This window comes from Paractinoplanes globisporus DSM 43857 (assembly GCF_000379645.1).
GTDB lineage: Bacteria > Actinomycetota > Actinomycetes > Mycobacteriales > Micromonosporaceae > Actinoplanes > Actinoplanes globisporus.
The window spans coordinates 125,715-151,260 of the sequence record NZ_KB903297.1; the positions used below are offsets into that span (position 1 = coordinate 125,715).

Consider the following 25,546-nt stretch of genomic DNA (forward strand, 5'->3'; position numbering starts at 1 on the left):
AGGCCCCGCCGACCGCGATCGTGGCGGCCCAGTAGACCGCGCCCGCCGACATAATCGTGGTGAACAGGACAAGGGCGCCAAAGATCGCCTACCGCTTTTGTTCGCCCCCACGGAATGCGTCGACAGCCCTGCGACCAGGGGTTTCTCAGTTCCGAGAATCAGGCGGCGATGTGGTGGTTCTGCTGAAGCATCGCGTCGATGGCCGATGGGGGCAGGGGACGGGCGAACAAAAAGCCCTGTGCGTACCGGTAACCGAGCTCGAACAACCGCTGCGCCTGCTCGGCCGTCTCGACTCCTTCGGCAACCGTACGCAATCCCATGGTCTCGGCGATGCCGGTCAGGGCGGTGACGATCGCCTCCTGCTGCGGCGTGCCACCGAGGCCGTCGACGAAGGACTTGTCGACCTTGATGGCGTCCACCGGGCAGGTGCGCAGCAGGCCGAGCGACGAGTGCCCGGTGCCGAAGTCGTCCAGGGCCAGGCTGACGCCCAGCTCGGAGAGGGCGTGCACGGTGGCCAGCGCGCGCCCGCCGCCGAAGACGGCCGTCTCGGTGATCTCGACAGTTAGCAATTTCGCCGGTACGCCGTGACCGGCGAGCGCGCCGGCGACCAGGTCCGGGAGTCCGGGGTCGAGCAGCTGCCGGGCCGAGACGTTGACGGCGACCGAGCGCAGCGCCTCCGGGCCGTGCTCGCGCTGCCAGGCGGCGGCCTGAGCGCACACCGTGTCGATGATCCAGGCGCCGAGGTCGACGATCAGGCCGGTGTCCTCGGCGATCGGGATGAAGTCCGCCGGCGATACGACCCGGCCGTCCGCGCGAGTCCAGCGGACCAGAGCCTCCACCCCGACCAAACGCCCGTGCGGCAGCTCGACGATCGGCTGGTACAGCATGTGGAACTCGCCGGCCGTCAGCCCGCGGCGCAGGTCGGCGGCGATCGTGGCCCGCTGGGTCAGCTCGCGCTCGAGGGACGCGTCGTAGCGGATCACGCTCCCACCGGTACCGGTCATCGCCTCCCGCAGCGCGAGCTCGGCCCGGCGGTAAAGGTCGCCGGCATCCCCTTCCGCGATCCCGACCGAGACGTCGACCAGCACCTCATGGCCGGCGGCGTGCAGCGGTTCGGCGTTGGCGGCCACCACACGGTCGGCGACGTCCGACTGGGTCCCGGCCAGGAGCAGGCCGAACTCGTCACCGCCGAGGCGGGCCACCACCGTCCCGTCACCGGCGAGCCCACCGAGCCGTGACGCGTACGCGACCAGCAGCTCGTCGCCGGCATCGGGTCCCAGCCCGTCGTTGAGCGTCCGGAACTCCTTCAGGTCGATCAGCACGACGGTGTGCGGGCCGCGGGCGCCGGCGACGGCGGCCGTGAAGTAGCGGCGGCCGAACAGGCCGGTGAGGTCGTCGTGCATCGCCTGGTGCGCGACTGTGGTCAGCAGAGTGGCGTTGTCGGCGAGCGCCACGGCCTGCCGCGCCACGACCAGCAGCAGCAACAACGCGGTGCCGCCGACCTGGACGACGGTCAGGTGTCCGGTGCGCACAAAGACGGTCGCCAGCAGCACGCTGGTGAGGCCGGTGGCGACCAGGGGCACGGCGGTACCGCGCCGATGCGCCGACGGGTTGAGCGAGCGCGACGGGTGTGCGCCGCCGGCGCCCGCGGTCATCGCGCGGCGCTGCGCGTACGCGGCCAGCACCCCGAACATGCCGACGAACGGCAGCACCGCGGCACTGCCGTTGAGGTGCGGCCACGGGCTCAGCACCGACATCAGGACCGTGGACAGCGGCCCACAGAGCCCGACCGGCGCCAGCCACCACAGGGCGGACCGGGGCACCGGGCTGCGGCGCGCCGACATGATCTTTACGACGACCACGACCCCGGCCACGGCGATCGCCATCATCGCGATGTTCAGCCACCACGCCGAGGCGCTGACCCCGAACCGGTCGATGAACCAGCCCACGTACTGCGAGGCGGCGATCCCGGCGGTCACCGCCACCACCGCGACGTCGAGGACGGCCGTGGTCAGCTGCCGCCAGCTGCGGCCTCCGCCCGGCAGCCGCAGCATCGCGGAGATCGCCAGCACCGTGCCGATCACGTACAGCAGAAGGGTGCGCGCCCCGATCGGCGGCATTCCGGAGTATCGCGTGGTGCTGACGTCGATGGCCTGGCTGAGCGCCGCCACCACGACGGTGCCCATGCCGAGCGACAGGCGCCGCCAAAAGGTACGCAACGCCCCGCCGGTCAGCGCCCCGGCACCGCGGAATGCGGCGAACGCGAGCGCGGGACCGGCCACGGCCGGCACCCACACCAGCAGCTTCGGGAAGCCGACGCGGGTACCCAGCAAGATCAGCAGGACATCCGTCACGGCCAGCACGACCGCGATCGACGGGTACCAGGCTCGCCGGCGCTGCGCCTCCACCTCGCCTCCTCGTCGTGGACCCTCCGGTGGTCCTTCGACTGATCGGCAGCGGCGCCGTCGAATTGAACGATGTGATGCGACCTACCTAATAGCGGGTCCCCGTGGGCGCCGGGACGTCGTTCAGCGAATCGAGGTCGGCCGCGGAAAGTGTGACGGCCGCCGCGCCGGCGTTGTCGTGCAGGTACTTCGGGGTCTTGGTGCCGGGGATCGGGATCACCCGCGGTCCCTGTGCGAGGACCCAGGCCAGGGCGACCTGGGCGGCGGTGACGCCGAGACGGTCGGCCACCTCGCGCACCAGGGCGACGATGGCCAGGTTCGATTCCAGGGCCTCCTGCTGGAAGCGCGGCAAGCGGCGGCGGAAGTCGTCCTCCGGCAGGTCGTCGAACGAGGCGAAGCGGCCCGCCAGGAATCCTCGGCCCAGCGGGGAGAACGGGAGGAAGGCGATGCCCTGCTCGACGCAGTACGGCAGCACCGATTCCAGCGGGTCGCGGGTCCAGAGCGACAACTCCGACTGCACCGACGAAACCGGGTGTACGGCCTCGGCGCGCTTGATCTCGTCGACCGTGACCTCGGAGAGGCCGATCCGCCGCGCCTTGCCGGCCGCCACGATCTCGGCCATCGCTCCCCAGGTCTCCTCGATCGGGACCTCAGGGTCGACCCGATGCAGCTGGTAGAGGTCGACATGGTCGGTACGCAGGCGGCGGAGGCTGCCGTCGATCGACTCGCGGACGTACGCGGGCCGGCCGTTGCGGACCGAGCCCGGTGAGCTGCCGCCCGGGGTCGAGCCGAGGGCGGTGACCAGGCCGACCTTGGTGGCGAGCACGGCACGCTCGCGGTGCCCACCGGAAAGGGCCCGGCCGACCAGTTCCTCGTTGTCGTGCGGCCCGTAGACGTCGGCCGTGTCGATCAGCGTCATGCCGAGGTCGAGGGCCTGATGGATGACGGCGATCGAGGTCGCGTCGTCGCGGGTGGCCGCCATGTCGTACGCGTGGGTCATGCCCATGCATCCGAGACCGATGACACCGACCTCGGGACCGTCGTTGCCAAGCTTGGTTGTCCGCATGTCGCTCACCTGGTCGACGCTACGTCGGTCCTCGTGCGGGTGGAGGGCTCGGCCACAACCGGGCTTCTCGGACCCCAGATCGGGCGTACGTGCCAGAGCAGCAGGGCCAGCAGTAGGAGGGTCATGATCGGCGCGCCCGGGAACTTCACGAAGCGAGCCAGGCCGCTGCCGTCGGCGAGGACCAGGAGCGGGCCGGCGGTGGCCGCCACCATGATCAGGTCGGTGCGGATCGTGGTGGCGGCGAGGAGGGCCAGCGCCCAGAACGCGTACCAGGGGTGGAAGTACGGCGAGAGGGCCACGGTGGCGGCCATCGCGAGGGCGGCGCCGCGCAGCGCCGACGCGACCGGGTCGGCGGCCCGCACGACCGGCTCGCCCAGCCGCGCGAACAGCGCCAGCCGCCCGGGGATGGGCCGGCCCCAGTTCGCGGTGCGCCACCACAGGGCGACGACGATCAGCACGAACAGCGCGAAGGCCAGGGCCCGGACGGCGGGAACCGCGTCGAAGTCGTGGTCGACCAGCTGACCCAGATAGGTCAGCGTCATTCCGACCGCGGTCGGCGGCGAGGTGAACTGCACCAGGTCCTTCGTGTTGACCATGCCGCCGATCCAGCCGTACCCCAGCTTCGAGGCCACCGTCACGCCAAGCATGGCCATCGCCGCGCCGCCACCGACCAGGCCGCCGGCCGGTAGCGCCTGACGCCACCGATAGGGCCGGGCCAGGACGAGCAGGACCGCGAACGGCACCACCACGATCGCGGTGACCTTGACCGCCACCGCCAGCCCGAGCAGCAGCCCGCCCGCGACCTGGCAGGCCCAGCCGTCGCGGCCGGTCGCGCCGGACGGTTTGAGCGAGGAGTGTGCCGGGTCGAGCGGGGCGCCCAGCGTGACCAGGGCCAGGCCGGCGACGACCAGGCCCACCATCAGCGCGTCGTTGTGCGGGCCGGCGATCAGATGCGCGCCGATCAGCGGGCCGGCCAGGGCGACCCACCAGGCGCGGGCCGGTGGGATGCCGCAGCGCCGGGCCAGAACCGGCAGACCGGCCGCGACGGCGAGAAGGCCGAGCAGAGCGAGCAGCCGGAAGAAGATGACGACCACCACGATCGAGCCACCCGCCACGCGCAAACCCGCCGCCGAGAGCAGGACGAAGAGCGGGCCGTACGGCGCCGCCGTGTCCCGCCAGATCGGGGAGACGCCGTCGATCCAGGGGCAGGGTGCGGCGTTCACCCCGTGCGTGTAGGGGCTGATCCCGTTCACATACAAAAATCCCTGGCACGCGTACGAGTAGACGTCGCGGCTGCCCATCGGCGGCACCACCAGGAACGGCGCCGCCCACAGCGCCGCCGTGCGGATCGCCCAACGGCCGGTCGGGACGCGATCTCGGGCGCTCCACCACGCGTACGCGAAAATCGCCGTGCCCACCAGCCAGCCGCCGAGGATGACGGGCCCGAAGGGGCCCTTGGCGATGCTCAGCGGCGTCGACTTGAGATCACCGTGCGGCAGCGCGCCACCGAGCCAGGCGACGACGGCGAGGAGCACCGCGGCGGCGAGGCCGAGGTACCGGAGGGTGGCGAGACGCGGCACGCATCGATGCTCACGAGCATTGATGTCCTAGGAAACAGGACCGGGAAAACGCTGGGAGGCGGTCAGGCAACCGACCGCCTCCCTCACGCGATGTCGGGCCCGGTCAGCACCGTGTTCGGGTCGTCGACGAGCTGGCGGACGTCCCAGACCCACGCGCCGCCCATCCAGGTGGGCTCGAAACCCAGCAGGTCGGTCATGACCCGCAGCATCTCGATGTCGCGGATCTGCGGGGTCAGCATGATCACACCGGCCTTCCAGTAGCGGAGGTCGGCCAGCGTCATCTCGCGACGGGTGTCGGTGATCTCGGGGATCGGGTTGCCCTCTTTGATCGACGCCATGAGACCGCTGGTCGGCCGCCACGGCGGGTTGAAGAGCGCGGTGTGGTCGTCGGGGTTCAGCGGGTTCTGGTTGGGCAGCAGCGCGTACGCCCCGGCGATCCGCATGTCCTGCCCCGTCTCGGCGCTCCACCGCAGCGGGTCGGGGTAGCTCGAGTCGGGCAGCGGCAGGGTGACCACGGTGTGGTGGTCGTCGACGTACCGCTTCCACTCACCGGAGGCGACGAACTGCGGGGTCGGCGCGAACGGCGCGGTCTTGAGCGGGGTCGGCACGAGCGGAACCAGCGCCATGGCCACCGCAGTGATCATCGCCACACGGACCGGGCCGCGGGCGGACGGCTGGGCCTTGACGAAGTCGAAGGCACGCTGGACGCCGAGCGCGAGCACGATGCCGACGGCCGGCGCGATGGCCATCGCCCAGCGGGTCGGCACCGCCGAGTTGAGGACGGGCACGCTGTGCAGAACCGCCCAGATGCCCGGAACGCCGGTGTTAAGGCCGTTGAGGAAAATTCGCGGTCCGAGCGACATCGCGGCATAGAGCAGGGCGACCGCGCCGAGTGCCAGCACCGTCACCGAACGCCGCATCCACACCATCAGGCCGAAGAACAAAATGACCAGGCCCCAGCCGAAGAATGCGTTCTCTTCCTGCGCATTCTGTGCCAGCCGCTCGGCGACGACCGAGTTTCCGGCGACCGACCGGCTGGAATAAGCCGTGAACGAGCCGAGGTCGGCCCCGAAGCCGCGGACGAACTGCGGGAGGCCCTGATAGCTCTGCGGCCCGAAAAACTGAACGGACAGCGGATAGGCAAGCACGGCAACCGTCACGGTGCCGGCCACCAGCAGGCCGCGCAGGAAAGCGCGCGCCTCGCCCCGGTGCTGCTTACGCCGGGACACCGCCATGATGGCGCAGAAGACGCCGAGGCCAACCGCGGTCATGAACAGGATCTCGAGGTTGATGAAGGCCTGCCAGACCAGCAGGCCGGCCAGGATCAGGCCGTTGCGCAGGGAGCGGCCGTGCTCGCGTAGCCGCAGCGTGCGCCAGATGATCAGCGGAATCAGGAATTGCGAGACGATGTTCGGATGGCCGCCGGCGTGCGACACCATGCTCGGCGCGAATGTACAGAAGAGAGCGCCCACCCAAGCCGCAAGCCGGGAACGCACGAACTGCCGCGAGAGCACGAAATACCACGAGATACCGGTGAGTGCCAACGCGAGAGTGAGAAATACGTTGAACGCCACATGCGGACCGAACAGCCACGTCACCGGCGTCATCGGCAGTGAAACGGCCAACACCGAGGTGTTGGCCATGATGTTCACCCCATCGGGGTAATTCATACGATCCGAGAAGAACGGATTTGCGCCGTCGGTGATGACTCTCGCCCCGTGCGCGAGCATCCACTCAAAGAAAGACTGATCCTGCGGGTCGGTGGCCGACCCATGATCAAGATTGATCCACAGCGATGAGGTCAGGTAGAGCGATACAGCGACGAAAGTCGCTATCGCAAGGACGTCCCGCCAGTTGAGCCAACGCCACACCCGAAGGCGGCGAGAAGGCTTATGCTCCAGCTCAGGGGCGGCTTCAACGTCGGGGACCGGGGACACCGGCGCTGCGGTGTCGACATCCGTGTCCAGGGTCAGCAGCTCCGCGTCCAGGTCCTCCGGGTCGGTCACTTGACGGGGCGGCGGAACGTTCCCCCCGGCCGACTGGCCTGTCGAGTCAATACCCGTAATCGTCATAGCATCGGCGAGCCTAACCGAGGTTGGTAACGTTGTTGTGTCGAGCAGGCCATGCGTGATCGAGCCGATATGAACGTTGTATTCCGGGCATCCGCAGCTCGGCCACATGCGCGCCAACCACACCCAGTACCCCGTCCGCCTATGTCTCAATCAGGCAAAAAATGCAGGGGTGGGGGGCGCTCAACTTTCGGTTCTGCGCGCCGGATGGTTAACTCGTTCGGTCCCGCTGTCAGCTTCGATCGGCAAGACGAGGGAACCTTACTTATGGCAGACATCACTGGAGACCAGCGGATCCAGTCCGAAGTGCTCGAGGGACTCGCCACCGCGGTGAACCACCGCCGGTGGTTCGTCGAGCTCGCGCTCCCGTACCTGGGAGACAACCCGATCGAGATCGGCAGCGGTCTCGGCGACTACGCGATCGAGTGGGCTGAGCACCTTCCGCGGTTCACGGCGACCGAAGCCGACCCCGACCGGCTCGTGCAGCTCAAGGAGCGCTTGGCCGACCACCGGAACATCGACGTCCGCGAGATGCTGCTGCCCGCGGCCGACGCGAACGGCGAGTACAGCGCCGCCGTCTCGTACAACGTGCTCGAGCACATCGAGGACCACGTCGGCGCGCTGCGCAGCATGTCCGAGCTGGTCCGTCCCGGTGGCCGGATCATCCTGATCGTGCCGGCGTTCATGTTCGCGATGAGCCAGGTCGACGTCGCCACCGGTCACATCCGGCGGTACACGAAGAAGAGCATGCGGGCCGCCATGAGCGAGGCCGGCCTGGAAATCGAGAAGCTGCACTACGCGAACGCACTCGGCCTGATCGGGTACTACGGCGCCACCAGCATCTTCAAGCTGGCGCCGAAGGAAGGCCCGATGGTCAAGGTGTACGACTCGCTGGTGCTGCCGGTGACCAAGGCCGCCGAGCGCATCGTGAAGCCGCCGTTCGGCCAGTCCGTCTTCGTGGTGGCACGTACCCCCCGCTGACGCACACAAACGGGACACGCGAAAGGCCGCCGGCAACCCGGCGGCCTTTGCCGTATCTAGCCGCGGACCTGGTACGTCGGCCGGATCGTGCCGCGGGCCAGCGTGTGGAAGGCCAGGTTGAAGCCGACGTACGCCGGGGAGGCGTCCGGGCCGACCTCGAGCTTGTCCACGTCGAGCGCGTGCACCGCGAACACGTACCGGTGCACCCGGTCACCGGGCGGCGGCGCGGACCCGCCGTAGTTGCGCTCGCCGTAGTCGTTGCGGACGCAGAAGGCGCCGCCCGGCAGCGGGTCGACGCCGCGCTCGAGCTCGGTCACGGTGGCCGGCAGGTTGACCACGACCCAGTGCCAGAAACCGCTGCCGGTCGGGGCGTCGGGGTCGAAGCAGGTGACCACGAAACCGCGGGTCTCGGCGGGGAAGCCGGACCAGGAGAGCTGGGGTGAAACGTTCTTGCCGCCCACGCTGGGGTGCGTGAACATGTCGTCGAGCGGCTGTCCGTCCGTCATGTCCGCGCTGGTCACCGCGAAGGACGGGACCGAGGGCAGATGATCGTACGGATCCGGGGCAACCGGGCGGTCGAGACTCATGGCGATGTCCTCCGGCGAGATGGTGAAAACCTTCTCCGCATTCCCAAACCAAGCCGAGAGTAACCGGTCCCGCGGGCCGCCATCGGAGAGGGCCTCATCACCCGATCGGGGAGCCGCACATCCGGTGCGTACGGGGTCGGGGCTGCGGGGCGATGCTTCTGTCAGTCATCCGACCGGGTGCGTGCGGCAGAGATCCCCGTGCCCGGTGGCGATCAGCAAGTCGGCACTCGCCCCACGTGGCGGGTGCCGACTGCTGTATGGCCTCCCGGATCCCGTCCGGAATGAGAATATCGGGGCATGAGAGCCCCGGTTCCCGTCGATGAGCCGGCGCGGCTGGCCGCGCTGCACGACGCCCGGATCCTCGACACCGCCCCCGAGGAAGACTTCGACGACATCGCCCTGCTCGCCTCGGAAATCTGCGGCACGCCCGTGGGCCTGGTCACCCTCGTCGACGCCGACCGGCAGTGGTTCAAGGCCAAGGTCGGCCTGGATATCGACGAGACGCACCGCGACGTCGCAATGTGCGCGCACGCCATCACCGGCCACGACACGCTCGAAGTGCCGGACACCGCGGCCGACGCGCGCTTCGCCGACAACCCGTTCGGCGCCCGCTTCTACGCGGGCGCTCCGGTCGTGCTCGACGGCACATACTCGGTCGGCACGGTCTGCGTCGCCGACAACGAGCCGCGCGAGCTTACCGACGCGCAGCGCCGGGGCCTGCGCTGCCTCGCCCGGCACGCCGCCGTCCAGCTCGAACTTCGCCGGTACGCCCGGCACGCCGGGGAGATCGCCGACCGGCTGCGACGGCTCGACCGGATGAAGGACTCGTTCCTGGCGACCGTGAGCCACGAGTTGCGCACGCCGCTGTCCACCATCCGCGGATACCTGGAGATGCTGCTCGAGGGCGGCTTCGACGGCGAGACGTCGCTCCGGTTCCTCTCCGTCATGCAGCGCAACTCCGACCGGCTGCTGCGCCTGATCGACGAGCTGCTGCTGGTCGCCCGCCTCACCGAGGAGGGAGTGGAGCTCGACGTCACCGAGCTCGACCTGGCCGACCTCGCGCACCAGGTGACGGCCGGGTGCCGGCCACTCGCCGAGCACAGACAGGTCAAGCTGCGCGACCGCAGCCGCGGCCCGGTACCGGCCCGGGGCGATGCCAAGCGCCTCACCCAGGCCCTCAACCACCTCGTGGTCAACGCGATCAAGTTCACCGGCCCCGGCGGGGAGATCACCGTCGACTCGACGGCCGACGGTGAGCCCGCGCTGACCATCACCGACACCGGGGTGGGCATACCCGAGGAGGACCTGCCGCACGTCTTCGACCGCTTCTACCGCTGCGCGTCGGCGGACGTGATGGCCGTGCCGGGGCCGGGGCTGGGCCTCGCCATCGTGAAATCCATCATCGAGGCTCACCACGGCACCGTCGGCCTGGAGAGCGAGCCGGGCGTCGGCACCACCGTCCGCCTGATCCTCCCGAACCGGTAGGCCCTTGATCCTCCCGAACCGGTAGGCCCCTCGATCCTCCCGAGCCGCTAGGCCTCAGAGCCCGAACATCGGCAGGCACGGCGCCAGGCCGTCGATCCGCACCGGGACAGTGCGGGCCTTCTCCCAGCTCTCCCGGTCGAGCCGCAGCCGCCGGCCGGTGACCGCGGCGTCGCGCACCACGTGCCGCGCGATGCCGTCGTCGGCGTAGCCGAGCTTGCGCGAGACCGCGTACGACGCGTGGTTGTCCTCGAACGCCTCCGACGTGGCGAACTCGGCGCCGAGGCCGGCGAAGGCGAGCTCGAGCACGGCCGCACGCATCTCGGTGCCGAGGCCGCGGCCCTGCTCGGCGCGGCCCAGCCACGAGCCGGTGCCGACCTCGCGCAGCGTGGCGAAGCGCTCCGCGTCGAGGCCCTGCGTGCCGACCACCCGGCCGTCGGCGATCGCCACGAAATTCAACGACCAATTCTCCGGCAGCCAGCCGGCCCAGCTGCGCCACTGCCACTTCAGCACGCTTGCGGCGACCCGCTCGGGCGGCGCGTCGGTCCATTCCACGACGAACGGCTGCACGGCCGGATCGTGCACGCCGGCCGCGGCCAGCTCCGCCAACTCGGCGAGCCGGTCGAGACCCGGCACCCGCAATTCCAGGCGCGGAGTATGCAGCACGAGACCGAAGAGCGGCCATTGATCGGCAATCATGGACGAGATTGTCCCCGGCCGCCGCGGCGGCGCTCAACGGATTTACAAACGCTCCACCCGCAACCCCGAATAGAGCCGGCGATAGACGACTCCGGTGCGGTGGTTACCGGCGTCGATCATCATCCCGTGGCCCATGTAGATGCCGACGTGCCCCGGTCCGACCACCAGATCGCCCGGCCGGGCCTGACTGCGCGCGATGCGGCGGGCCCGGGCGGCCTGGGCGCCGGAGGAGTGCGGGAGGCGGATTCCGGCGCGGGCGTAGGCGCTCCTGGTGAAGCCCGAGCAATCGAAGCCGCCGGGGCCCTCGCCGCCACTCACGTAGCGCTTGCCGACCTGCGAGCGGGCGAAGGCGACGACCGCGGTCATGTTGCCGAGCCGGAGCACGCGCTGCCCCCGCGGCGCGGTGCTGCGGCGGGTTACCAGGCGGATGACCGGCCGGCGGACGGTCCGGGCCCGCACCGAGCGGGCCGTGCGGGGCTCGTACAGCCCGCCGCCGAGCGTGCGGGGCGCCTGCCCCAGCGTGCGGGCCGCCTGCTCAGGGCTGCGAGCCAGGCGGGTGGCAAGGCGGGTGGGGCGCCGCGACGTGGGGGCGACATTTTCCCGTACGCCGGCCGTACGCCCCGGCGCACGGCGGATCGGCGCTCGCGTCGTGCGGGAGGCGCGCTGGGCGAGCTCGGTCCGCGTCACGAAAAGGGACTCCGGGTCGAGGAGGGTGGATTCCGGGCGCACCTCGCTGCGGACCGGCGTGGCGGGCGAGGCGGCCAGCAGGGCGGCGTTGGCCTGCTCAACGGGTTCAAGGGCCGGCGCGGAGACGGCCAGCGCGATGGCGCCGGCGGTCAGAGCCCGACACGCGGACGGACGGTGCAGCGTTGCCTCCGTAATAGGCCCGGGGCACTCGCGCGAATCCCAAACGACACGGCATAACGTTCAGCCGCGACCGTACCGCCCGTCGATGGACGGAAATGGGAACCCGGACAACTCGTCATTTCCGTCGACCATGCCAACACACAAACCGAATGCTTTGGGCCCGAATTCGCACAATCAACCTCGCCACATCGAGGAAAGGAATGCGTTTTGAGCTGTAGATAGCCACCCGTCGATTCCAAAAATTGCACCGCGGTTCGGGCGTGTCCCCACTCTTCCGGGTCAGGACAGCGATACCCGGGCACCCCGGCTCACGGCCGACTCGTGCACCAGAAGGGCGACAAGACGAGTGCCGGCCGGCACGTCGAACGGCAGGACCCCGCGCACGGTCGCCCCCGCCGGGACCTCCTCGAGCAGCGACGGCCGCCGTCCGTTCAGGAACGCCGCGGCGCGGCCCGCGACCGCGTAGGCTCGCCGGTGGACGTCGACGACGCGCTGGGCGCCGCCGTCGATCGGTCGCGCCTCCCGCCCGGCGTTCTCGACCGCGATTCCGACCAGGCAGAACTGCCCGCGCGCCGCCCGCACCCGCCGCGCCGCCGTCCCAACCGCCGCCAGGCCACAGCGCACGCCGGTCACCGTGACGATGAAGGCCCCGTCCGCCCCCGTGCGGTCAAGAACGGCCTCCGCCTCACCCCGCTCGACGGCCCTCTCATCCGGCGCCGCCGCGCTGGCCGAATTGCCCGCCACCCACACCGGACCGCCCGCATTGTTGCTGACCCCGGCGCAAACCGCGAAGGCACCAGACCCCAACGCGACCAGCGCAAACACCGCAGCCGCCCACGGCCACCGAGCCCGCCGCCTCTTCACCGCCGGCATCACCGGCCCACCAGTCCGCACGGCCACCCGATCCCGCCCGGAGCGCAGACCAAAGCCGCCCCCAAATCCGAATCCGGAGTCACCAGCCGAACCGAAACCGGAGTCGCCGGCCGAACCCGAGCCCGCATCGCCCGCCGAACCGAAACCGGACCCACCAGCCGAACCCGAGCCCGCACCGCCGACCGAACCGAAGCCGGAACTGCCGCCGGAGTCCCCGCCAAAGCCGCAGCCCGAGTCAGCGGCCGAACCGGACCCGGAGTCGCCGCCGGGAGCTACCGCGGAGTCGGAGCCCTCGGCCAGCGCGCGGCTGGAACCGGGAACCCCAGCGGGGCCGGGAGCCACGGCGGGGCGCAGCGGGGTCTCGCTCATGGGGACTCCCGAGCCGGGTCGGCGACAAGGCGTGCGATGCCGGCCTCGGCTCACGGCCCGGTCGCGGCCACCATGCTGAGCAACACTCGCGCGTTCCCGGCGCCGACGCGCCGTATATCGGACCTATCGCCGCATAAACCCCTTCCCGATACACCCGAAAGTGCTACGTTCCACCCGAGGAAGCCTCACGAGAGCAGCAGGATCTTGCCGAGGTGGTCGCTCGACTCCATCAGGTCGTGTGCCTCCTGAGCGGCCGCGAGCGGCAGCGTGGTGTGGATGATCGGCTTGACCGCGCCGGCCTCGACCAGCGGCCAGACCTCGCGGCGCACGCCGGCCACGACGCGGGCCTTGTCGTCGAGCGCGCGGGCGCGCAGGCCGGTCGCCGAGATGCGGCCGCGCTTGGCCATGAGCAGCCCGAGGTCGAGCTCGGCCTTGCGCCCGCCCTGCATACCGATCACGGCGAGGCGGCCGTCGGGCGCGAGCACCTCGACGTTGCGGTGCAGGTATTTCGCGCCCACGATGTCGAGCACCACGTCGGCGCCGCGGCCGCCGGTGAAGTCCTTTGTGGCCGCGACGAAGTCGTCGGTCGTGTAGTCGATGACCAGGTCGGCGCCGAGCGCTCGCAGGCTGTCGTGCTTGCCGCCGCGGGCCGTGGCCACCACGGTCGCGCCGAGCGCCTTGCCCAGCTGGATGGCGAACGTGCCGATGCCGCTGCCGCCGCCGTGCACGAGCAGCGTCTCGCCCTTGCGCAGGCGGGAGAGGTCCACGACGTTTGACCAGACTGTGCAGGAGACCTCGGGCAGGGCGGCCGACTCCTGCAGGGACAGGCCGGTCGGCACCGGCAGCAGCTGGCCGGCCGGGACGGCCACCTTTTCCGCGTAACCACCGCCGGCCAGCAGCGCGGACACCCGCTCACCGACATGGTGGCCGGCGACGCCCGGGCCGACCGCGCTGATCACGCCGGCGCACTCGAGACCCGGAAACTCGGACGCGCCGGGCGGCGGCGGATAGAAGCCCAGTCGCTGGGACACGTCGGCCCGGTTGACCCCGGCGGCCGTGACGTCGACGACCACCTCGCCCTCGCCGGCCACCGGGTCGGCCACCTCGCTCAGGACGAGCCGTTTGTCTTCGATCACGATCGCGTGCATGGGTCCAGCTTGCCCGACGGGTACGACAGAAAACAGGAACAAGGGAGGCCCGCGAGCGGCACCCACCACCGCTCGCGAGCCTCCAGATCGGGGAGTTATCAGCCCTTGTAGGCGCCGATGATCTTCGTGTACTGGTACGCCGACTGCGCAACACCGCTGCACGTGTCGTCGTTCGGGTATCCGCCCGGGCATTGCCGGTCGCGGTTCAGCGACCAGAACGTGAGTCGGGCGATCGTGTGCTGCTGCGCGTACGACGTGATGGTCTGCATGTCGGCGAGCGTGACCACCGCACCCTCGTCCGTGATGCCGTTCATCGACGAGATCCCGACGTGCTTGTACGCGTCGGCATCCGACCAGCCGTAGGCGGTCTTGAGCCGGTTCTTCAGCCCGTCCGCCGCCTGGATGGTCAGGGCGCCCTGGTTGTTCCCGGTGCTGCCCCAGTCGAAGGTCATGATCCCCCAGCCGTCGACCACGAGACCGGCCGCGGCCGCCCGGTTGATCAGCGAGCTGTCCGGCCCCGTCGTCCCGCTACCGAGCGTGATGTACGTGGTGATGCCCGGGTTGTTGGCCTTGATCGTCTTCAGCGCGTCGACGGTCTTCTGCTGGTCGGCGTCGGTGTTGTACGGCGTACCTTCGATGTCGATGTCGATGGCCTTCAGCCCGTACGCGTTGATGACCTTTTGATAGGCCGCGGCCAGGGCCGATGCACTTGAGCAATAGTGCTCGAGCCAGGGGCCGGAGGCCCCGCCGAACGACACCACGACGTCGCCGCCGTTCGCCCGGATGGTGTTGATCGCGGTCTGGTCCTGCCCGCCGGTCAACGCGCGGCTGCCGTCCCACTTCGGGTCGCAGGTGCCGCTGTTCAGCATGAACGCCATCGTGAACCACTTGACGCCGGTCGAGTTCGTGACCGTCGTCAGGTTCGGCGGGTTACCCCACCCGGTGTAGTAGTACGGCGCGACCGCCTTGATGCCCGGCCCGTTCCCGGTGGGCGGCGTGGTCGGAGTGGTGGTCGGCGGCGTCGAGCCCCCGCCGAAGGTCCACTTCTGGTTGGACGAGCCGGCGCACGACCAGATCTGCAGCTTCGCCCCGTTCGCGGTGTTGTTGTCCTTGACGTCCAGGCACTTGCCCGAGGCGCCGTTGACCAGGGTGCCCGCCGCGGTGAGGCTCCACTTCTGGGTCGCCACCGTGTCGTAGCAGTCCCACAGGTGCACGACCCCGCCGTTCGCGGTCGAGTTGTTGGCGACGTCGAGGCATTTGCCGCGACCCTGCACCGAGCCGTTGTCGGCGAGCGTCCAGACCTGGTTGGCGTTGCCGGCGGTGCAGTCCCACAGCTGCGGCTGGTTGCCGTTCGCCGTCGAGCCATTGGTCACGTCGAGACACTTGCCGTTGAGCGAGCTCACCAGCGTTCCGGCGCTGGCCGCCGAGGCGTTGGTGATGCCGAGTATGCCCATGGTCGCGACGACCGCGACCCCGGTGAGGATGGCGAGGGAGCGCTTCATGCCGGAACCGTCCACTTCTGGTTGGCGGCGCCGGTGCAGCTCCAGATCTGCAGCTTCGCCCCGTTTGCGGTGTTGTTGTTCGTGACGTCCAGGCACTTTCCGGACGCGGAGTTGATCAGAGCGCCGCCGGAGGCGGTCCATTTCTGCGTGGCGACCGTCGAGATGCAGTCCCACAGGTGCACGACCCCACCGTCCGAGGTGGAGTTGTTCGCGACATCGAGGCACTTGCCGAGGCCACGGACCGTGCCGTCGGCGCCGACCGTCCACTGCTGGTTGGCGTTGCCGGCGGTGCAGTCCCACAGCTGGGGCTGGTTGCCGTTGGCCGTCGAGCCGTTGGTGACGTCGAGACACTTGCCACCGAGGCCGGTGATCGTGCCGGTTTTGTCCCCTGGGGACCCGCCGCCGGATCCGCTTTGGGTGCCGCTCCAGGTGAAGGTCGCCGAAGTCTTCGTCGGCAGGGAGTACGTGAACGACTGCGCACCCCAGTTCACCTTGATCGACTGGGTGCTGCCGCTGGTGTTGTACGCGATCAGCGCCTTCGAGCCATCGCTGTTCTTGAAGGCGACGTTCGGCACCGTTCCGTTGGCGCTCGAGTCGATGCGTACGGCGCCCGGCTTCACGAATTTCGTGAGGTGGCCCATCGTGTAGTACTCGACGGTGTAGTCGACCTGCCCGCGCCGGCCGTCGTTACGGTGCACGGTGACCAGGCCGGTGCAGGTGCCGCAGCCGCCGTTGTGCGGGCCCATCGCCTCGTCGACGGCCAGTGACCACTTCGTCCAGCTACGACCCCAGTTGCGGAAGTAGTCGACGAGGTCGCCCATGTCGTCGGCCTGCTGGTTGCCCACCCACGTGCCGCCCGAGTGCTCGGTCATGTACGCGTTCACCGACGGGTACTGGTTGTGCACCGTGGTGGCCGTCGACGGCGAGCCCGCGTAGTCGTGCCACGCGATGCCGCCGAAGTTCGGGTGGTTGCGGATCGCGGTGTCGGCCAGCAGCGGCGCGACCCACGTGTTGTACGTGTCGAAGTTCCAGTCGCCGACCAGCAGCTTCGTGCTCAGTCCCGCACTCTGCAGGGCCGGCAGCAGGTTCGTCTTCGCGAAGTACTGCAGCCCCGAGGTGTTCCACTGCATCGACGGGTAGCCCGCGCAGCAGGTGGGCTCGTTCTGCTCGGTCACGTACCGGATCGGCACGCCCTGCGCCTGGTAGCCCTGGATGTACTTGACGAAGTACTGCGCGTAGGCCGGGTAGTACTGCGACTGCAGGTAACCCTGGCTGTAGGCGTTGTTGTCCTTCATCCAGGGCGGCGCCGACCACGGCGACCCCATCACAAACATCGAGGGATTCAGGCCGTACGCCTGCTTGGTGAGCGCCATGATGTCGGCGTCCCGCGAGAGCGAGAAGTCGTTCACGTCGCAGCAGGTGTTGTCGTACGAGTAGCTGTTCTGCGCGAGGTCGGACGAGCCGATGACGTTGCGCAGCGCGCTGACGCCGATCCCTCCGCTGTTGCTGAACAGCTTGGTCATGACGTCGTTCTGGGTGGCGGACGACAGCGCGCCGCTCCCCTTGATGTCGAAGGCGGCGGTGTCGGTCATCGACGCGCCGGCGCCCTCGAACTGCTGGTAGGTCGTGTTCTCGTTGACGGTGATCGTCTGGTTCGCGCTACCGCTCGTGCTCGCGAACGCGACCGGGGTCTGCTGCTGCAAACCCCGGGTGACGGTACGACCGCCGGAGTCGCTGGTCGTGGTCAGGTAGACGTTGACCGTCTCACCCGCCGCGTACGCCTGCGGCGAGATCGCGAGGCTCGCGACGATCGCCACCGCGGACGCCGCGACAAGCAGCGGTCTCTTCTTGGGGATGGACATGAAGGGGACTCCCTTGCCGTAGGTGGGGGCCTTGGCCGGGATTGGTAAGGATGGTGAACAATAAACACCTGCATCGATGCCTTGTCAACTAGTAACAGTCTTCGAATAAAGCCGGTTTATGCAGCTCAGACCCCTGTTAAGAGTCTTAATACAAGTTTCGGTCAAGACCGCCTGCCTACCGCCGTGATCCCGTCTGGCAGACTGGGAAACGCACCACCGGGAGGGTTCGCCTAGTGGCCGATGGCGCCGGTCTTGAAAACCGGTATGGGGAGACTCATCGTGGGTTCGAATCCCACACCCTCCGCTCGATCACGAGCAGCAAAGCCCCCGACGACCTGCGCAAAGACAGGCCGGCGGGGGTTTCCGTACGGCCTCGGCACGGTTGGCGGCCGGAAAATCTTGAGCGGTGGGGCAACCGGCGTGCGGCCGTCCCCGGTCTATTACGGGTATCACCCGCTGACCGGCCGAGAGGAGCGTCGTGGCATCGGATGTCGAGGCCGAGCTGCACTCCTATGTGGAGGCCCGCTACTTGCACCTGCGCCGCACGGCATATCTGTTGTGCGGCGACTGGCACCGCGCTGAGGACATCGTGCAGACCACGCTCGCCCGGGTGGTTGTGGCGGCCCGTCGCCGCGGCGTCGAGAACCTTGACGCGTACACCCGGACCGCCCTGGCCCGGGTCTACCTGGACGAGCGCCGTCGGCTTCCGTGGCGCCGCGAGGGGCCGCTCGCGGAGGCGGCGGCGTTGCCGCAGCCGCCCGCCATTGATCAGGCGTTGTCGGTGACGCTCCTGGCCGCGCTACGGAGCCTGCCACCGCGGCAGCGCGCAGCCGTGGTGCTCCGCTACTGGGAGGACCGCAGCACCGAGGAGACCGCGGAGGCGCTGGGCGTCTCGCCGGGCACGGTCAAGAGCCAGTGCGCCAAGGCCATGGCCACGCTGCGTGCCTCGCTGGACGGGCTACGACCCCAACTGTCACTCAACGAAGGAGGTGGAGCGTGACCGGTGACCTGGATCTGAGGGAGTTGCTCGAGTTCGCCACGGAGGGAGAGCCGCCGCCCGTCTTGGGGCCGGCCGGTGTGTTCCGCCGGGCCGACGCGATCCGGCGCCGCCGCCGGGTGGCTACGGGCCTGGCCGGGGTCGCGACCGTCGGCGTGCTGGTGGCGGCCGGGTTGACGATCACCGAGAGGCCGGGCGGACCCCGGCCGGACAGCGACGGGTCGGCCTTTCCGGCCGGTCCCGGCCCGACCACTGCCACGTCCGCTCCCGTCGCCCCGTCCGTCCTCGCGCCGGTGTCGCTGCTGCACACGTTGCGCGCCCTGCTGCCGGCCGGCCTGAAGACCGGCAAGCCGGTGGACGACGCGTACATGGCCCAGCTGGTGATCACCGACGGCGACGGCCGCACGCTGGTCGAGGTCGACGTCCAGCCCGGTTACCTGTCGAACGACGCCAAGACCCCCCGGTCGGATCTGCTGGACAAATTCGCCTGCGCCACGCGGGACATGGGGGCCGGCGCCAAGTGCTCGGCGGAGACGCTGCCGGACCAGACCAGGATCGTGTCGGTGACCGGGCCCGCCGACGAGCCGAAGGCGCCCGCCGTCCGACTCCGGCAAATCGACCTTCTGACACCGGGTGGTGGCCGGGTAGTGGCGACCGCCTGGAACGCGGAGAACCCCTCGCGCGGGCCGGTCACCCGGGCGGAGCCGGCCCTTGACCTGCTGCAACTCCGGCAGATCGCGACCAGTAACCGCTGGTGGGCGGCGCCCACAAGCGGGCCCGCCGGCCGCACCGGCTGACCTTCTCCACAAGTCGTTCACAAACTCACCGCCTGGTCTGCACGGGTGATCAATAGGCTCCGCGCTTGAGGTTGGCCGGTGGGCCACGGGGGCGCACCGGCAGCCTTGTCCCCGCGGGGTTAGATGCTGGGGGCGGAGTGGGAGGTGGCGGTCTTGGAGACAACGCAACGGCGGGTGCTTGTCGTCGAGGATGAGCGGACCATCGCCGACGCGATCGCGGCTCGGTTGCGGGCCGAGGGCTTCGCGGTCGAGGTGGCGGGGGACGGGCCGGGTGCGGTGGAGGCCGCTCGGCGCGTTCAGCCGGAGCTGATCGTGCTCGACGTGATGCTGCCGGGCTTCGACGGGCTCGAGGTGTGCCGGCGCATCCAGGCCGAGCGGCCGGTGCCGATCCTCATGCTCACCGCCCGCGACGATGAGACCGACCTGCTCGTGGGGCTGGCGGTCGGCGCGGACGACTACATGGCCAAGCCGTTCTCGATGCGCGAGCTGGCGGCCCGGGTGCACGCGCTGCTGCGCCGGGTCAGCAAGGGTGCGCCGGCCCCGTCCGCGCCGCCGACCCTGCGCCTCGGCGACCTGGAGATCAATCAGGCCGAGCGCAGGGTGCTCCGCTCCGGCGTCGAGGCACATCTGACGCCGACCGAGTTCGACCTGCTGGTGCACCTGGCCGCGCACCCGCGCACGGTGCTGCCCCGGGAACGCCTGCTCGCCGACGTGTGGGGCTGGGCCGACGCGTCCGGGACCCGCACGGTGGACAGCCACATCAAGGGCCTTCGCCGCAAGCTCGGCTCCGACCTGATCCGTACGGTCCACGGCGTCGGGTATGCCCTGGAGGTGGAGCGGTGATCCGCATTCCGCTGCCGCGGCCGCTGGATCCGGTCCGGTCGATCAAAATCAAGATCGGCATGATCCTGATCGGGGCGGGCGCGGCCGGGATGGCCTGGTTCACCATCTGGTTGCACTGGTTCCCGATCTGGACGTCGGTGACCGCGATCGTGGTCGCGCTGACCACGCTGCAGTTCCTCGCCCACGGCATGACCTCGCCGCTGCGCGAGATGACCGCGGCGGCCAAGGCCATGGCCCAGGGTGACTACACCCGCCGGGTGCGGGCCACCTCCCGCGACGAGGTGGGCCAGCTCGCCGAGGCGTTCAACCAGATGGCGGCCGACCTGCAGGCGGCCGATCGCCAGCGGCGCGAGCTGATCGCGAACGTCTCGCACGAATTGCGTACGCCGATCACGGCGCTCCAGGGCCTGCTGGAGAACATCGTCGACGGCGTGGCGAGCGCCGAGCCCGCGATGATGCAGACCGCCCTGACCCAGACCGAACGACTCGGCCGCCTGGTCACCGAGCTGCTGGACCTCTCCCGGGTGGACGCCGGCGTCGCGTCGCTGGCACGCACCCCGATCGACGTGGCCGCCTTCTTCGAGGACGTGGTCGCGGAGGCCCGGGTCAACGCGGCCGGCGCGGGCCGCGACGTGCACTTCGAGATCTCCGCCCCGGCCGTGGTCGTGCCCGGCGACCGGGAGCGGCTGCACCAGGTCTTCGCCAACCTGCTGGACAACGCGGCCCGGCACAGCCCGCCCGGCGGCACGGTTCTGGTGCGCGCCGAACGCCGGGACGACCACGTGCTGCTCGCGGTCGCCGACGAGGGTGTCGGCATCCCGCCGGCCGAACGCGACCGAGTCTTCGAGCGCTTCACGCGGGGCGAGCGCCCGGGGAGCGGCGGCACCGGTCTCGGCCTGGCCATCGCCCGCTGGGTGGTCCAGCTGCACCGCGGCACGATCGCCGTGGTCGATCCCGACCGCGTCCACCGCGGTTGCCACATCCACGTGACTCTCCCGCTCCAAGCGGCCTAGCCCTTCCGAACGAAGCCCGTGCCTGGGCCTGGACCCGGGCCGTCCGACGCTGCCCGAAATATGGAGGTATACCGTGACGATTCCCGTTGCGAAACCGAACCCGCCCGTCTATCCCCCGGTGCTGTACGGGCCGTGGCCGTCGAACGCGCCCTGGGGAGAGTTCTGGTCGGGGCCGCGGCGGGCGCCCGGCCCGGCGGGGATCATCGCGATCGGCGCGGGCGCCGTGGTCGCCGCGATCAGCCTGCCGCTCGACCGGTCCGGAGTCGGCTGGCTCGTCGCGGCGATCGCCGGGTTCGTCGCGCTGGTCGTGGCCCGCGCGGTGCCGGCCCGGCCGAACCCGGCCGCACCGCGAGCTCTGGTCGTCCGTGAGCCGATCCGGCCGGGCATCGACCGGTACGGCTGGGCCGTCGCCACCGTGGCCCTGCTCGCGGTCGGCACTTTCCGCTCGGCCGGCTGGCTGTTCCTGCTCTGCCTGGCGACCGCGACCCTTACCGGCTCGCTCGCGCTGGCCGGTGGCCGCTCGATGCGCAGCATCCTGGCCGGCTACACGATGCCGGCGATCGCCGCCTTCCGCGCGCTGCCCTGGCTGGCCCGCGGCACCGCCCGTCTGCGCAGGCCGGCCGAGGCCGCCGCGAACGTGCGAGTCGCGGCCACCGTCGCGGTCTCGATCGCGCTGCTGGTGGTCTTCGGCGCGCTGTTCGCCTCGGCCGACGCCGCGTTCGCCGAGGCGCTGTCGCACCTCGCGCCGAGTGTCAGCGTCCCGAGCGCGGCCCGCTGGATCTTCGTCTTCGCGCTCGCGGTCCTCGCCATCGGCGGCGCCGCGTTCCTGCACGCCGGCGCCCCCGATCTGTCCGCACTGGACGCCACCGAGGGCCGCAAGGTCAACCGGTTCGAGTGGGCGTTTCCGCTCGGCCTGCTCGTGCTGCTGTTCGCCGGCTTTGTCGCGGTGCAGCTCACCGTGCTGTTCGGCGGCAATCGGCACGTGCTGGAGACGGACGGCCTCACCTACGCCGAGTACGCCCGCTCCGGCTTCTGGCAGCTCTCCTTCGTCACCGGGCTCACCCTCGTCGTGCTCGCCGGCGCGGCCCGCTGGGCGCCGCGCACGCGTCCCGCCGACCGCAAGCTGATCCGGATCCTGCTCGGGACACTCTCGGTGCTCACCCTGGTGATCGTCGGTTCCGCTCTCCATCGCATCAATCTGTACGCGGACACGTACGGTCTCACCCGTCTGCGGCTGCTGGTCGCCTGCTGCGAGGGATGGTTCGGCCTCGTGCTGCTGCTGGTGCTGGTGGCGGGCGTGCGGCTCCGGGCGCCGTGGCTGCCCCGCGTGGCGATCGCGACGGCCGTGCTCGCGCTGCTCGGCCTGGCCGCGGCCAACCCGGACCGCCTGATCGCCGAGCACAACATCCGGCAGAACCACGAGCTCGACCTCGTCTACCTGGGCACGCTCTCACCGGACGCGGTGCCGGGGCTGAGCGGGCTCGACCCCGACCGGCGCGACTGCGTGCTCGGCCACATCAACGACTACCTGCTGACGCACCCCGACGACTGGCGTGGCTGGAACCTGGGCCGCGAGCAGGCGCGCGACATCATCAAGAGGGATCTATCGAGCCGCGACTGGCACTGCTCTTGACATCCCCGTCCAGGCCGGAAGACTCCGGACATGGACGGGGACCGTGCTCCGGAGCGTACGCGCGTGGTGTTGGGAGAAGTCGCCGCCCGGCGGCGCCCGACGGACCGCACCCGCGCGGACCTCGCGGAACAGACACCCGTCGGTGAGGCGCTGGTCAAAGGCCTGGTCCGCGCCCAGCTCGCGCTCGCACTCCGGCTCGCGCTGGTGGTGGTGACCGGGCTGGGCGCGCTGCCGCTGCTGTTCGTGGCCGCGCCCGCCGTCGGCACGGTCAAGGTGCTCGGCGTCAACCTGCCGTGGGTGCTTCTCGGCGTGGCGTCCTTCCCGTTCCTGGTCGGGGTGGGCTGGGCCTACGTGCGCTGGTCCGAACGCAACGAGCAGGACTTCATCGCGCTGATCCGGAAGCCCGAGCAGTGAACCCGTACACCATCCCCGGCCTGATCCTGGTCGTCGTGGTGACCGTCGGTATCGGCGCGTACGGGCTGAGGTTCGCCCGGACCACCTCGGACTTCCTGGTCGCCTCGCGGGCGGTGAGCCCGTCCTGGAACGCGGCCGCGATCAGCGGCGAGTACCTCTCGGCCGCGTCGTTCCTGGGCGTGGCCGGGCTGATCCTGCGGTACGGCGTCGACGTGCTCTGGTACCCGGTCGGCTTCGCGGCCGGATATCTCGCCCTGCTGCTGTTCGTGGCCGCGCCGCTGCGCCGCTCGGGAGCGTTCACCCTGCCCGACTTCTGCGAGGTGCGGCTGCGATCGCCGCTGCTGCGCCGGCTGGCCAGCGTGTTCGTCGTCTTCATCGGCTGCCTCTACCTGCTGCCGCAACTGCAGGGCGCCGGGCTCACCTTCGCCACGGTCACCGGCGGCTCGTACGTCTGGGGCGCGCTGCTGGTCGGCGTGGTGGTGACCGCGAACGTGGCGCTCGGCGGGATGCGGGCGATCACCTTCGTTCAGGCGTTCCAGTACTGGCTCAAGCTGACGGCTCTCGCCGTACCCGTGATCTTCCTTGCCCTGCAATGGCAGTCGGACGGACGCCCGCCGGTCGCCCCACCGGCCGGCGCGGTCTTTCCGGCGGCCACGGCCGTTGTCGTCGAGCAGGACGCGGTGATCGACGGCGTCCAGGTCCACAAGGGACAGGAGCTGCACTTCGACCAGGGCGACCCGGTGCCCCAGGTCAGCACCGTCGACGCGAACTTCGGCCCGGACTGGCTGCTGCCCGGCGGTGAACGCAGTCTGTTCGCCACCTATTCGCTGATTCTCGCGACGTTCCTCGGCACGATGGGTCTGCCGCATGTGCTCGTCCGCTTCTATACGAACCCGGACGGGGCGTCGGCCCGGCGCACCACCCTGGTCGTGCTCGCGCTGGTCGGGCTCTTCTATCTGCTCCCGACGCTGTACGGCGTGCTCGGCCGCATCTACACGCCGCAGCTGCTGATGACCGGGCACACCGACGCGGTCGTGCTGACCCTGCCCGAGGCCGCGCTCGGTGACGGACACCTGGGCCGGCTGCTCGGCGCGCTGGTCACCGCGGGCGCGCTCGCCGCCTTCCTCTCCACCTCGTCGGGGCTGCTCACCAGCGTCGCCGGGGTGGTCTTCACCGACGTGCTGCGGGCCGGCCGCGGCGGCTCGGTCCGCGACTTCCGGCTGGCGACGGTGCTGGCCGCGATCCTGCCGGTCACCCTGTCGCTCTACGTCTCCAACATGGACGTCTCCCGGGTCGTCGGGCTGGCGTTCGCGGTCGCGGCGTCCAGCTTCTGCCCGCTGCTCGTGCTCGGGATCTGGTGGCGGGGGCTCACCGATCTGGGCGCGGCGGCCGGGATCCTCATCGGCGGCGGGGCCTCGATGGTGGCCGTGCTGATCACCGTGCTCGGGGCGCCGATGAGCGGATGGACGGCCCAGCTCATCGGGCAGCCGGCGGCGTGGTCGGTGCCGCTGGCCTTCCTCGTGATGGTCGTCGGGTCGCTGCTGACCAGCCGGCGCGTGCCGCACGACGTGGGCGCGACAATGCTGCGGCTGCACGCGCCGGAGTCGTTGCGCATTTAAGGATGTTTAAGGTTCAACCCCGATCCCCTTCAGGTGGGCGGCCCGTATTCGTCGGCAGCCACCGAGCAAAGGAGCGGGTCATGAGGCGGTACCGGCGGAACAACATGTCGGGGCGTACGCGGAAGCTGATGATCGGTGGGGTCGCGCTCGCGATCGCCGGCGGAGCGTTCGCGATCAGCACCGGGGTGAGCAGCGCCGGGGAGAACTGCGCCGGACTCGACCAGGCGTTGCGGCAGAACCTGCAGTTCATCGCGGGGCAGCGGGCCAACCCGGACTCGCAGTCGGCGGCGCGGATCGCCAACCGGCAGGCCGTGGTCGACCTGATCAACCAGCGCCGGGCCGTCGCGGGTTGCACGGCGAACGTGGCCGCGGAGGTGCCCGGCGCCGCCGCTCCGGCCCCCGTTGCTCCGACGACCAAGCCGCCGGCCGCCAAGCCGCCGGCCGCCAAGCCACCGGCCGCTGCGGCGCCGGCCGGCAAGGGCGTCGTGTGCAAAGGCTCCACCGTCACGCTCTCCGGCGAGGCCGGCGCGCCCTTCGCATCCAGCGGCACTTTCCCGATCGGCACGGTCCTGAAGGTGACCAACCTGGACAACAACAAGAGCATCACCGTCAAGGTCCAGACGCCCTCGGGCAGCTGCGTTTTGCTCAACAACGCGGCATTCGAGAAGGTCCGCGAGCCGGGGAAGTTCCTGATCCGGCGCGCGGTCATCGAGCGGGTGGGTTAAGAGGGGGCACACCCG

At 70.3% G+C, this 25,546-nt stretch carries 21 protein-coding genes and 1 tRNA gene; 11 read left to right on the top strand and 11 right to left on the bottom strand.

What is annotated here, in order from left to right; translation table 11 throughout:
• Positions 1-158: 158 nt before the first annotated feature.
• From A3CQ_RS0111300 to A3CQ_RS52395, 4 genes are all read right to left on the bottom strand, one after another.
• The gene (locus A3CQ_RS0111300; RefSeq protein ID WP_020511046.1) at positions 159-2,408 is read right to left on the bottom strand and encodes a putative bifunctional diguanylate cyclase/phosphodiesterase; all 2,250 of its coding nucleotides are present in this window, start codon (positions 2,406-2,408) and stop codon (positions 159-161) included.
• A gap of 85 nt (positions 2,409-2,493) precedes the next feature.
• On the bottom strand, positions 2,494-3,471 hold the full coding sequence (locus A3CQ_RS0111305) for an aldo/keto reductase (RefSeq protein WP_026205569.1): 978 nt from the start codon (positions 3,469-3,471) through the stop codon (positions 2,494-2,496).
• Positions 3,472-3,476: 5 nt separating this feature from the next.
• Positions 3,477-5,051 (bottom strand): polyprenol phosphomannose-dependent alpha 1,6 mannosyltransferase MptB, encoded by a 1,575-nt coding sequence (gene mptB / locus A3CQ_RS0111310; RefSeq protein WP_020511048.1) that lies wholly within the window; start codon positions 5,049-5,051, stop codon positions 3,477-3,479.
• 83 nt (positions 5,052-5,134) lie between these two features.
• The gene (locus A3CQ_RS52395) at positions 5,135-7,123 is read right to left on the bottom strand and encodes a DUF6311 domain-containing protein (RefSeq protein ID WP_040432170.1); all 1,989 of its coding nucleotides are present in this window, start codon (positions 7,121-7,123) and stop codon (positions 5,135-5,137) included.
• A 264-nt stretch (positions 7,124-7,387) separates the two neighbouring features.
• Between A3CQ_RS52395 and A3CQ_RS0111320 the strand changes: the two genes are divergently transcribed.
• Complete coding sequence (locus tag A3CQ_RS0111320) at positions 7,388-8,101, top strand: class I SAM-dependent methyltransferase (protein WP_026205570.1); 714 nt, start codon at positions 7,388-7,390, stop codon at positions 8,099-8,101.
• 56 nt (positions 8,102-8,157) lie between these two features.
• On the opposite strand, the gene A3CQ_RS0111325 is transcribed toward A3CQ_RS0111320, so the two are convergent.
• A complete protein-coding gene (locus tag A3CQ_RS0111325; RefSeq protein ID WP_020511051.1) occupies positions 8,158-8,688 on the bottom strand; it encodes a YbhB/YbcL family Raf kinase inhibitor-like protein in 531 nt (176 codons plus the stop codon).
• A 297-nt stretch (positions 8,689-8,985) separates the two neighbouring features.
• On the opposite strand from A3CQ_RS0111325, the gene A3CQ_RS0111330 reads away from it, so the two are divergent.
• A complete protein-coding gene (locus A3CQ_RS0111330; RefSeq protein ID WP_020511052.1) occupies positions 8,986-10,173 on the top strand; it encodes a GAF domain-containing sensor histidine kinase in 1,188 nt (395 codons plus the stop codon).
• A gap of 54 nt (positions 10,174-10,227) precedes the next feature.
• Here A3CQ_RS0111330 and A3CQ_RS0111335 read toward each other — a convergent pair whose 3' ends face one another.
• The 6 genes from A3CQ_RS0111335 to A3CQ_RS0111360 all read right to left on the bottom strand — a co-directional run bounded on the left by A3CQ_RS0111335 (position 10,228) and on the right by A3CQ_RS0111360 (position 17,490).
• Entirely contained in the window at positions 10,228-10,869 is a 642-nt protein-coding gene (locus A3CQ_RS0111335; protein WP_020511053.1) for a GNAT family N-acetyltransferase, read from the bottom strand.
• Positions 10,870-10,911: 42 nt separating this feature from the next.
• Entirely contained in the window at positions 10,912-11,556 is a 645-nt protein-coding gene (locus tag A3CQ_RS62675) for a C40 family peptidase (RefSeq protein ID WP_245577177.1), read from the bottom strand.
• A 459-nt stretch (positions 11,557-12,015) separates the two neighbouring features.
• A complete protein-coding gene (locus tag A3CQ_RS60690) occupies positions 12,016-12,978 on the bottom strand; it encodes a DUF4352 domain-containing protein (protein ID WP_157295712.1) in 963 nt (320 codons plus the stop codon).
• Positions 12,979-13,163: 185 nt separating this feature from the next.
• A complete protein-coding gene (locus A3CQ_RS0111350; protein ID WP_020511056.1) occupies positions 13,164-14,126 on the bottom strand; it encodes an NAD(P)H-quinone oxidoreductase in 963 nt (320 codons plus the stop codon).
• 98 nt (positions 14,127-14,224) lie between these two features.
• Positions 14,225-15,628 carry a ricin-type beta-trefoil lectin domain protein gene (locus A3CQ_RS0111355; RefSeq protein WP_026205573.1) on the bottom strand — a complete coding sequence of 468 codons (1,404 nt, stop codon included), beginning with the start codon at positions 15,626-15,628 and terminating at the stop codon, positions 14,225-14,227.
• On the bottom strand, positions 15,625-17,490 hold the full coding sequence (locus tag A3CQ_RS0111360; RefSeq protein ID WP_020511058.1) for a ricin-type beta-trefoil lectin domain protein: 1,866 nt from the start codon (positions 17,488-17,490) through the stop codon (positions 15,625-15,627). Before A3CQ_RS0111360 ends, A3CQ_RS0111355 begins: the two co-directional genes overlap by 4 nt.
• Before the next feature lie 219 nt (positions 17,491-17,709).
• Between A3CQ_RS0111360 and A3CQ_RS0111365 the strand changes: the two genes are divergently transcribed.
• The 9 genes from A3CQ_RS0111365 (at position 17,710) to A3CQ_RS0111405 (ending at position 25,531) form a co-directional block, all read left to right on the top strand.
• Positions 17,710-17,794: transfer RNA gene (locus A3CQ_RS0111365), tRNA-Ser, on the top strand.
• Between the two features lie 174 nt (positions 17,795-17,968).
• Positions 17,969-18,490 carry a SigE family RNA polymerase sigma factor gene (locus tag A3CQ_RS0111370; RefSeq protein ID WP_020511059.1) on the top strand — a complete coding sequence of 174 codons (522 nt, stop codon included), beginning with the start codon at positions 17,969-17,971 and terminating at the stop codon, positions 18,488-18,490.
• Positions 18,487-19,284, top strand: a complete 798-nt coding sequence (locus A3CQ_RS0111375; protein WP_020511060.1) for a hypothetical protein — start codon at positions 18,487-18,489, stop codon at positions 19,282-19,284. The genes A3CQ_RS0111370 and A3CQ_RS0111375 overlap by 4 nt, the downstream gene beginning before the upstream one ends.
• A 123-nt stretch (positions 19,285-19,407) precedes the next feature.
• Positions 19,408-20,127 (top strand): response regulator transcription factor, encoded by a 720-nt coding sequence (locus A3CQ_RS0111380; protein WP_051115219.1) that lies wholly within the window; start codon positions 19,408-19,410, stop codon positions 20,125-20,127.
• Positions 20,124-21,140 carry a HAMP domain-containing sensor histidine kinase gene (locus A3CQ_RS0111385; RefSeq protein ID WP_020511062.1) on the top strand — a complete coding sequence of 339 codons (1,017 nt, stop codon included), beginning with the start codon at positions 20,124-20,126 and terminating at the stop codon, positions 21,138-21,140. Before A3CQ_RS0111380 ends, A3CQ_RS0111385 begins: the two co-directional genes overlap by 4 nt.
• Positions 21,141-21,213: 73 nt before the next feature.
• Positions 21,214-22,773 carry a DUF4153 domain-containing protein gene (locus A3CQ_RS0111390; protein WP_020511063.1) on the top strand — a complete coding sequence of 520 codons (1,560 nt, stop codon included), beginning with the start codon at positions 21,214-21,216 and terminating at the stop codon, positions 22,771-22,773.
• Positions 22,774-22,803: 30 nt separating this feature from the next.
• Positions 22,804-23,187: a hypothetical protein gene (locus A3CQ_RS0111395; RefSeq protein WP_026205577.1), complete on the top strand. Its 384-nt coding sequence runs from the start codon at positions 22,804-22,806 to the stop codon at positions 23,185-23,187.
• Positions 23,184-24,806 (top strand): sodium/solute symporter, encoded by a 1,623-nt coding sequence (locus tag A3CQ_RS0111400; protein ID WP_020511065.1) that lies wholly within the window; start codon positions 23,184-23,186, stop codon positions 24,804-24,806. Before A3CQ_RS0111395 ends, A3CQ_RS0111400 begins: the two co-directional genes overlap by 4 nt.
• A gap of 80 nt (positions 24,807-24,886) precedes the next feature.
• Positions 24,887-25,531 carry an SCO2207 family protein gene (locus A3CQ_RS0111405; RefSeq protein ID WP_026205578.1) on the top strand — a complete coding sequence of 215 codons (645 nt, stop codon included), beginning with the start codon at positions 24,887-24,889 and terminating at the stop codon, positions 25,529-25,531.
• The last annotated feature ends 15 nt before the right edge of the window (positions 25,532-25,546 follow it).

Bases quoted from the DNA above. Each gene is read 5' to 3' on its own strand.
- A3CQ_RS60690 (WP_157295712.1), bottom strand. From the start codon at position 12,978: ATGAGCGAGACCCCGCTGCGCCCCGCCGTGGCTCCCGGCCCCGCTGGG.
- A3CQ_RS52395 (WP_040432170.1), bottom strand. From the start codon at position 7,123: ATGACGATTACGGGTATTGACTCGACAGGCCAGTCGGCCGGGGGGAAC.
- A3CQ_RS0111355 (WP_026205573.1), bottom strand. From the start codon at position 15,628: ATGAAGCGCTCCCTCGCCATCCTCACCGGGGTCGCGGTCGTCGCGACC.
- A3CQ_RS0111335 (WP_020511053.1), bottom strand. From the start codon at position 10,869: ATGATTGCCGATCAATGGCCGCTCTTCGGTCTCGTGCTGCATACTCCG.
- A3CQ_RS0111350 (WP_020511056.1), bottom strand. From the start codon at position 14,126: ATGCACGCGATCGTGATCGAAGACAAACGGCTCGTCCTGAGCGAGGTG.
- A3CQ_RS0111305 (WP_026205569.1), bottom strand. From the start codon at position 3,471: ATGCGGACAACCAAGCTTGGCAACGACGGTCCCGAGGTCGGTGTCATC.
- A3CQ_RS0111395 (WP_026205577.1), top strand. From the start codon at position 22,804: ATGGACGGGGACCGTGCTCCGGAGCGTACGCGCGTGGTGTTGGGAGAA.
- A3CQ_RS0111380 (WP_051115219.1), top strand. From the start codon at position 19,408: ATGCTGGGGGCGGAGTGGGAGGTGGCGGTCTTGGAGACAACGCAACGG.
- A3CQ_RS0111360 (WP_020511058.1), bottom strand. From the start codon at position 17,490: ATGTCCATCCCCAAGAAGAGACCGCTGCTTGTCGCGGCGTCCGCGGTG.
- A3CQ_RS0111325 (WP_020511051.1), bottom strand. From the start codon at position 8,688: ATGAGTCTCGACCGCCCGGTTGCCCCGGATCCGTACGATCATCTGCCC.
- A3CQ_RS0111320 (WP_026205570.1), top strand. From the start codon at position 7,388: ATGGCAGACATCACTGGAGACCAGCGGATCCAGTCCGAAGTGCTCGAG.
- A3CQ_RS0111330 (WP_020511052.1), top strand. From the start codon at position 8,986: ATGAGAGCCCCGGTTCCCGTCGATGAGCCGGCGCGGCTGGCCGCGCTG.
- A3CQ_RS0111405 (WP_026205578.1), top strand. From the start codon at position 24,887: ATGAGGCGGTACCGGCGGAACAACATGTCGGGGCGTACGCGGAAGCTG.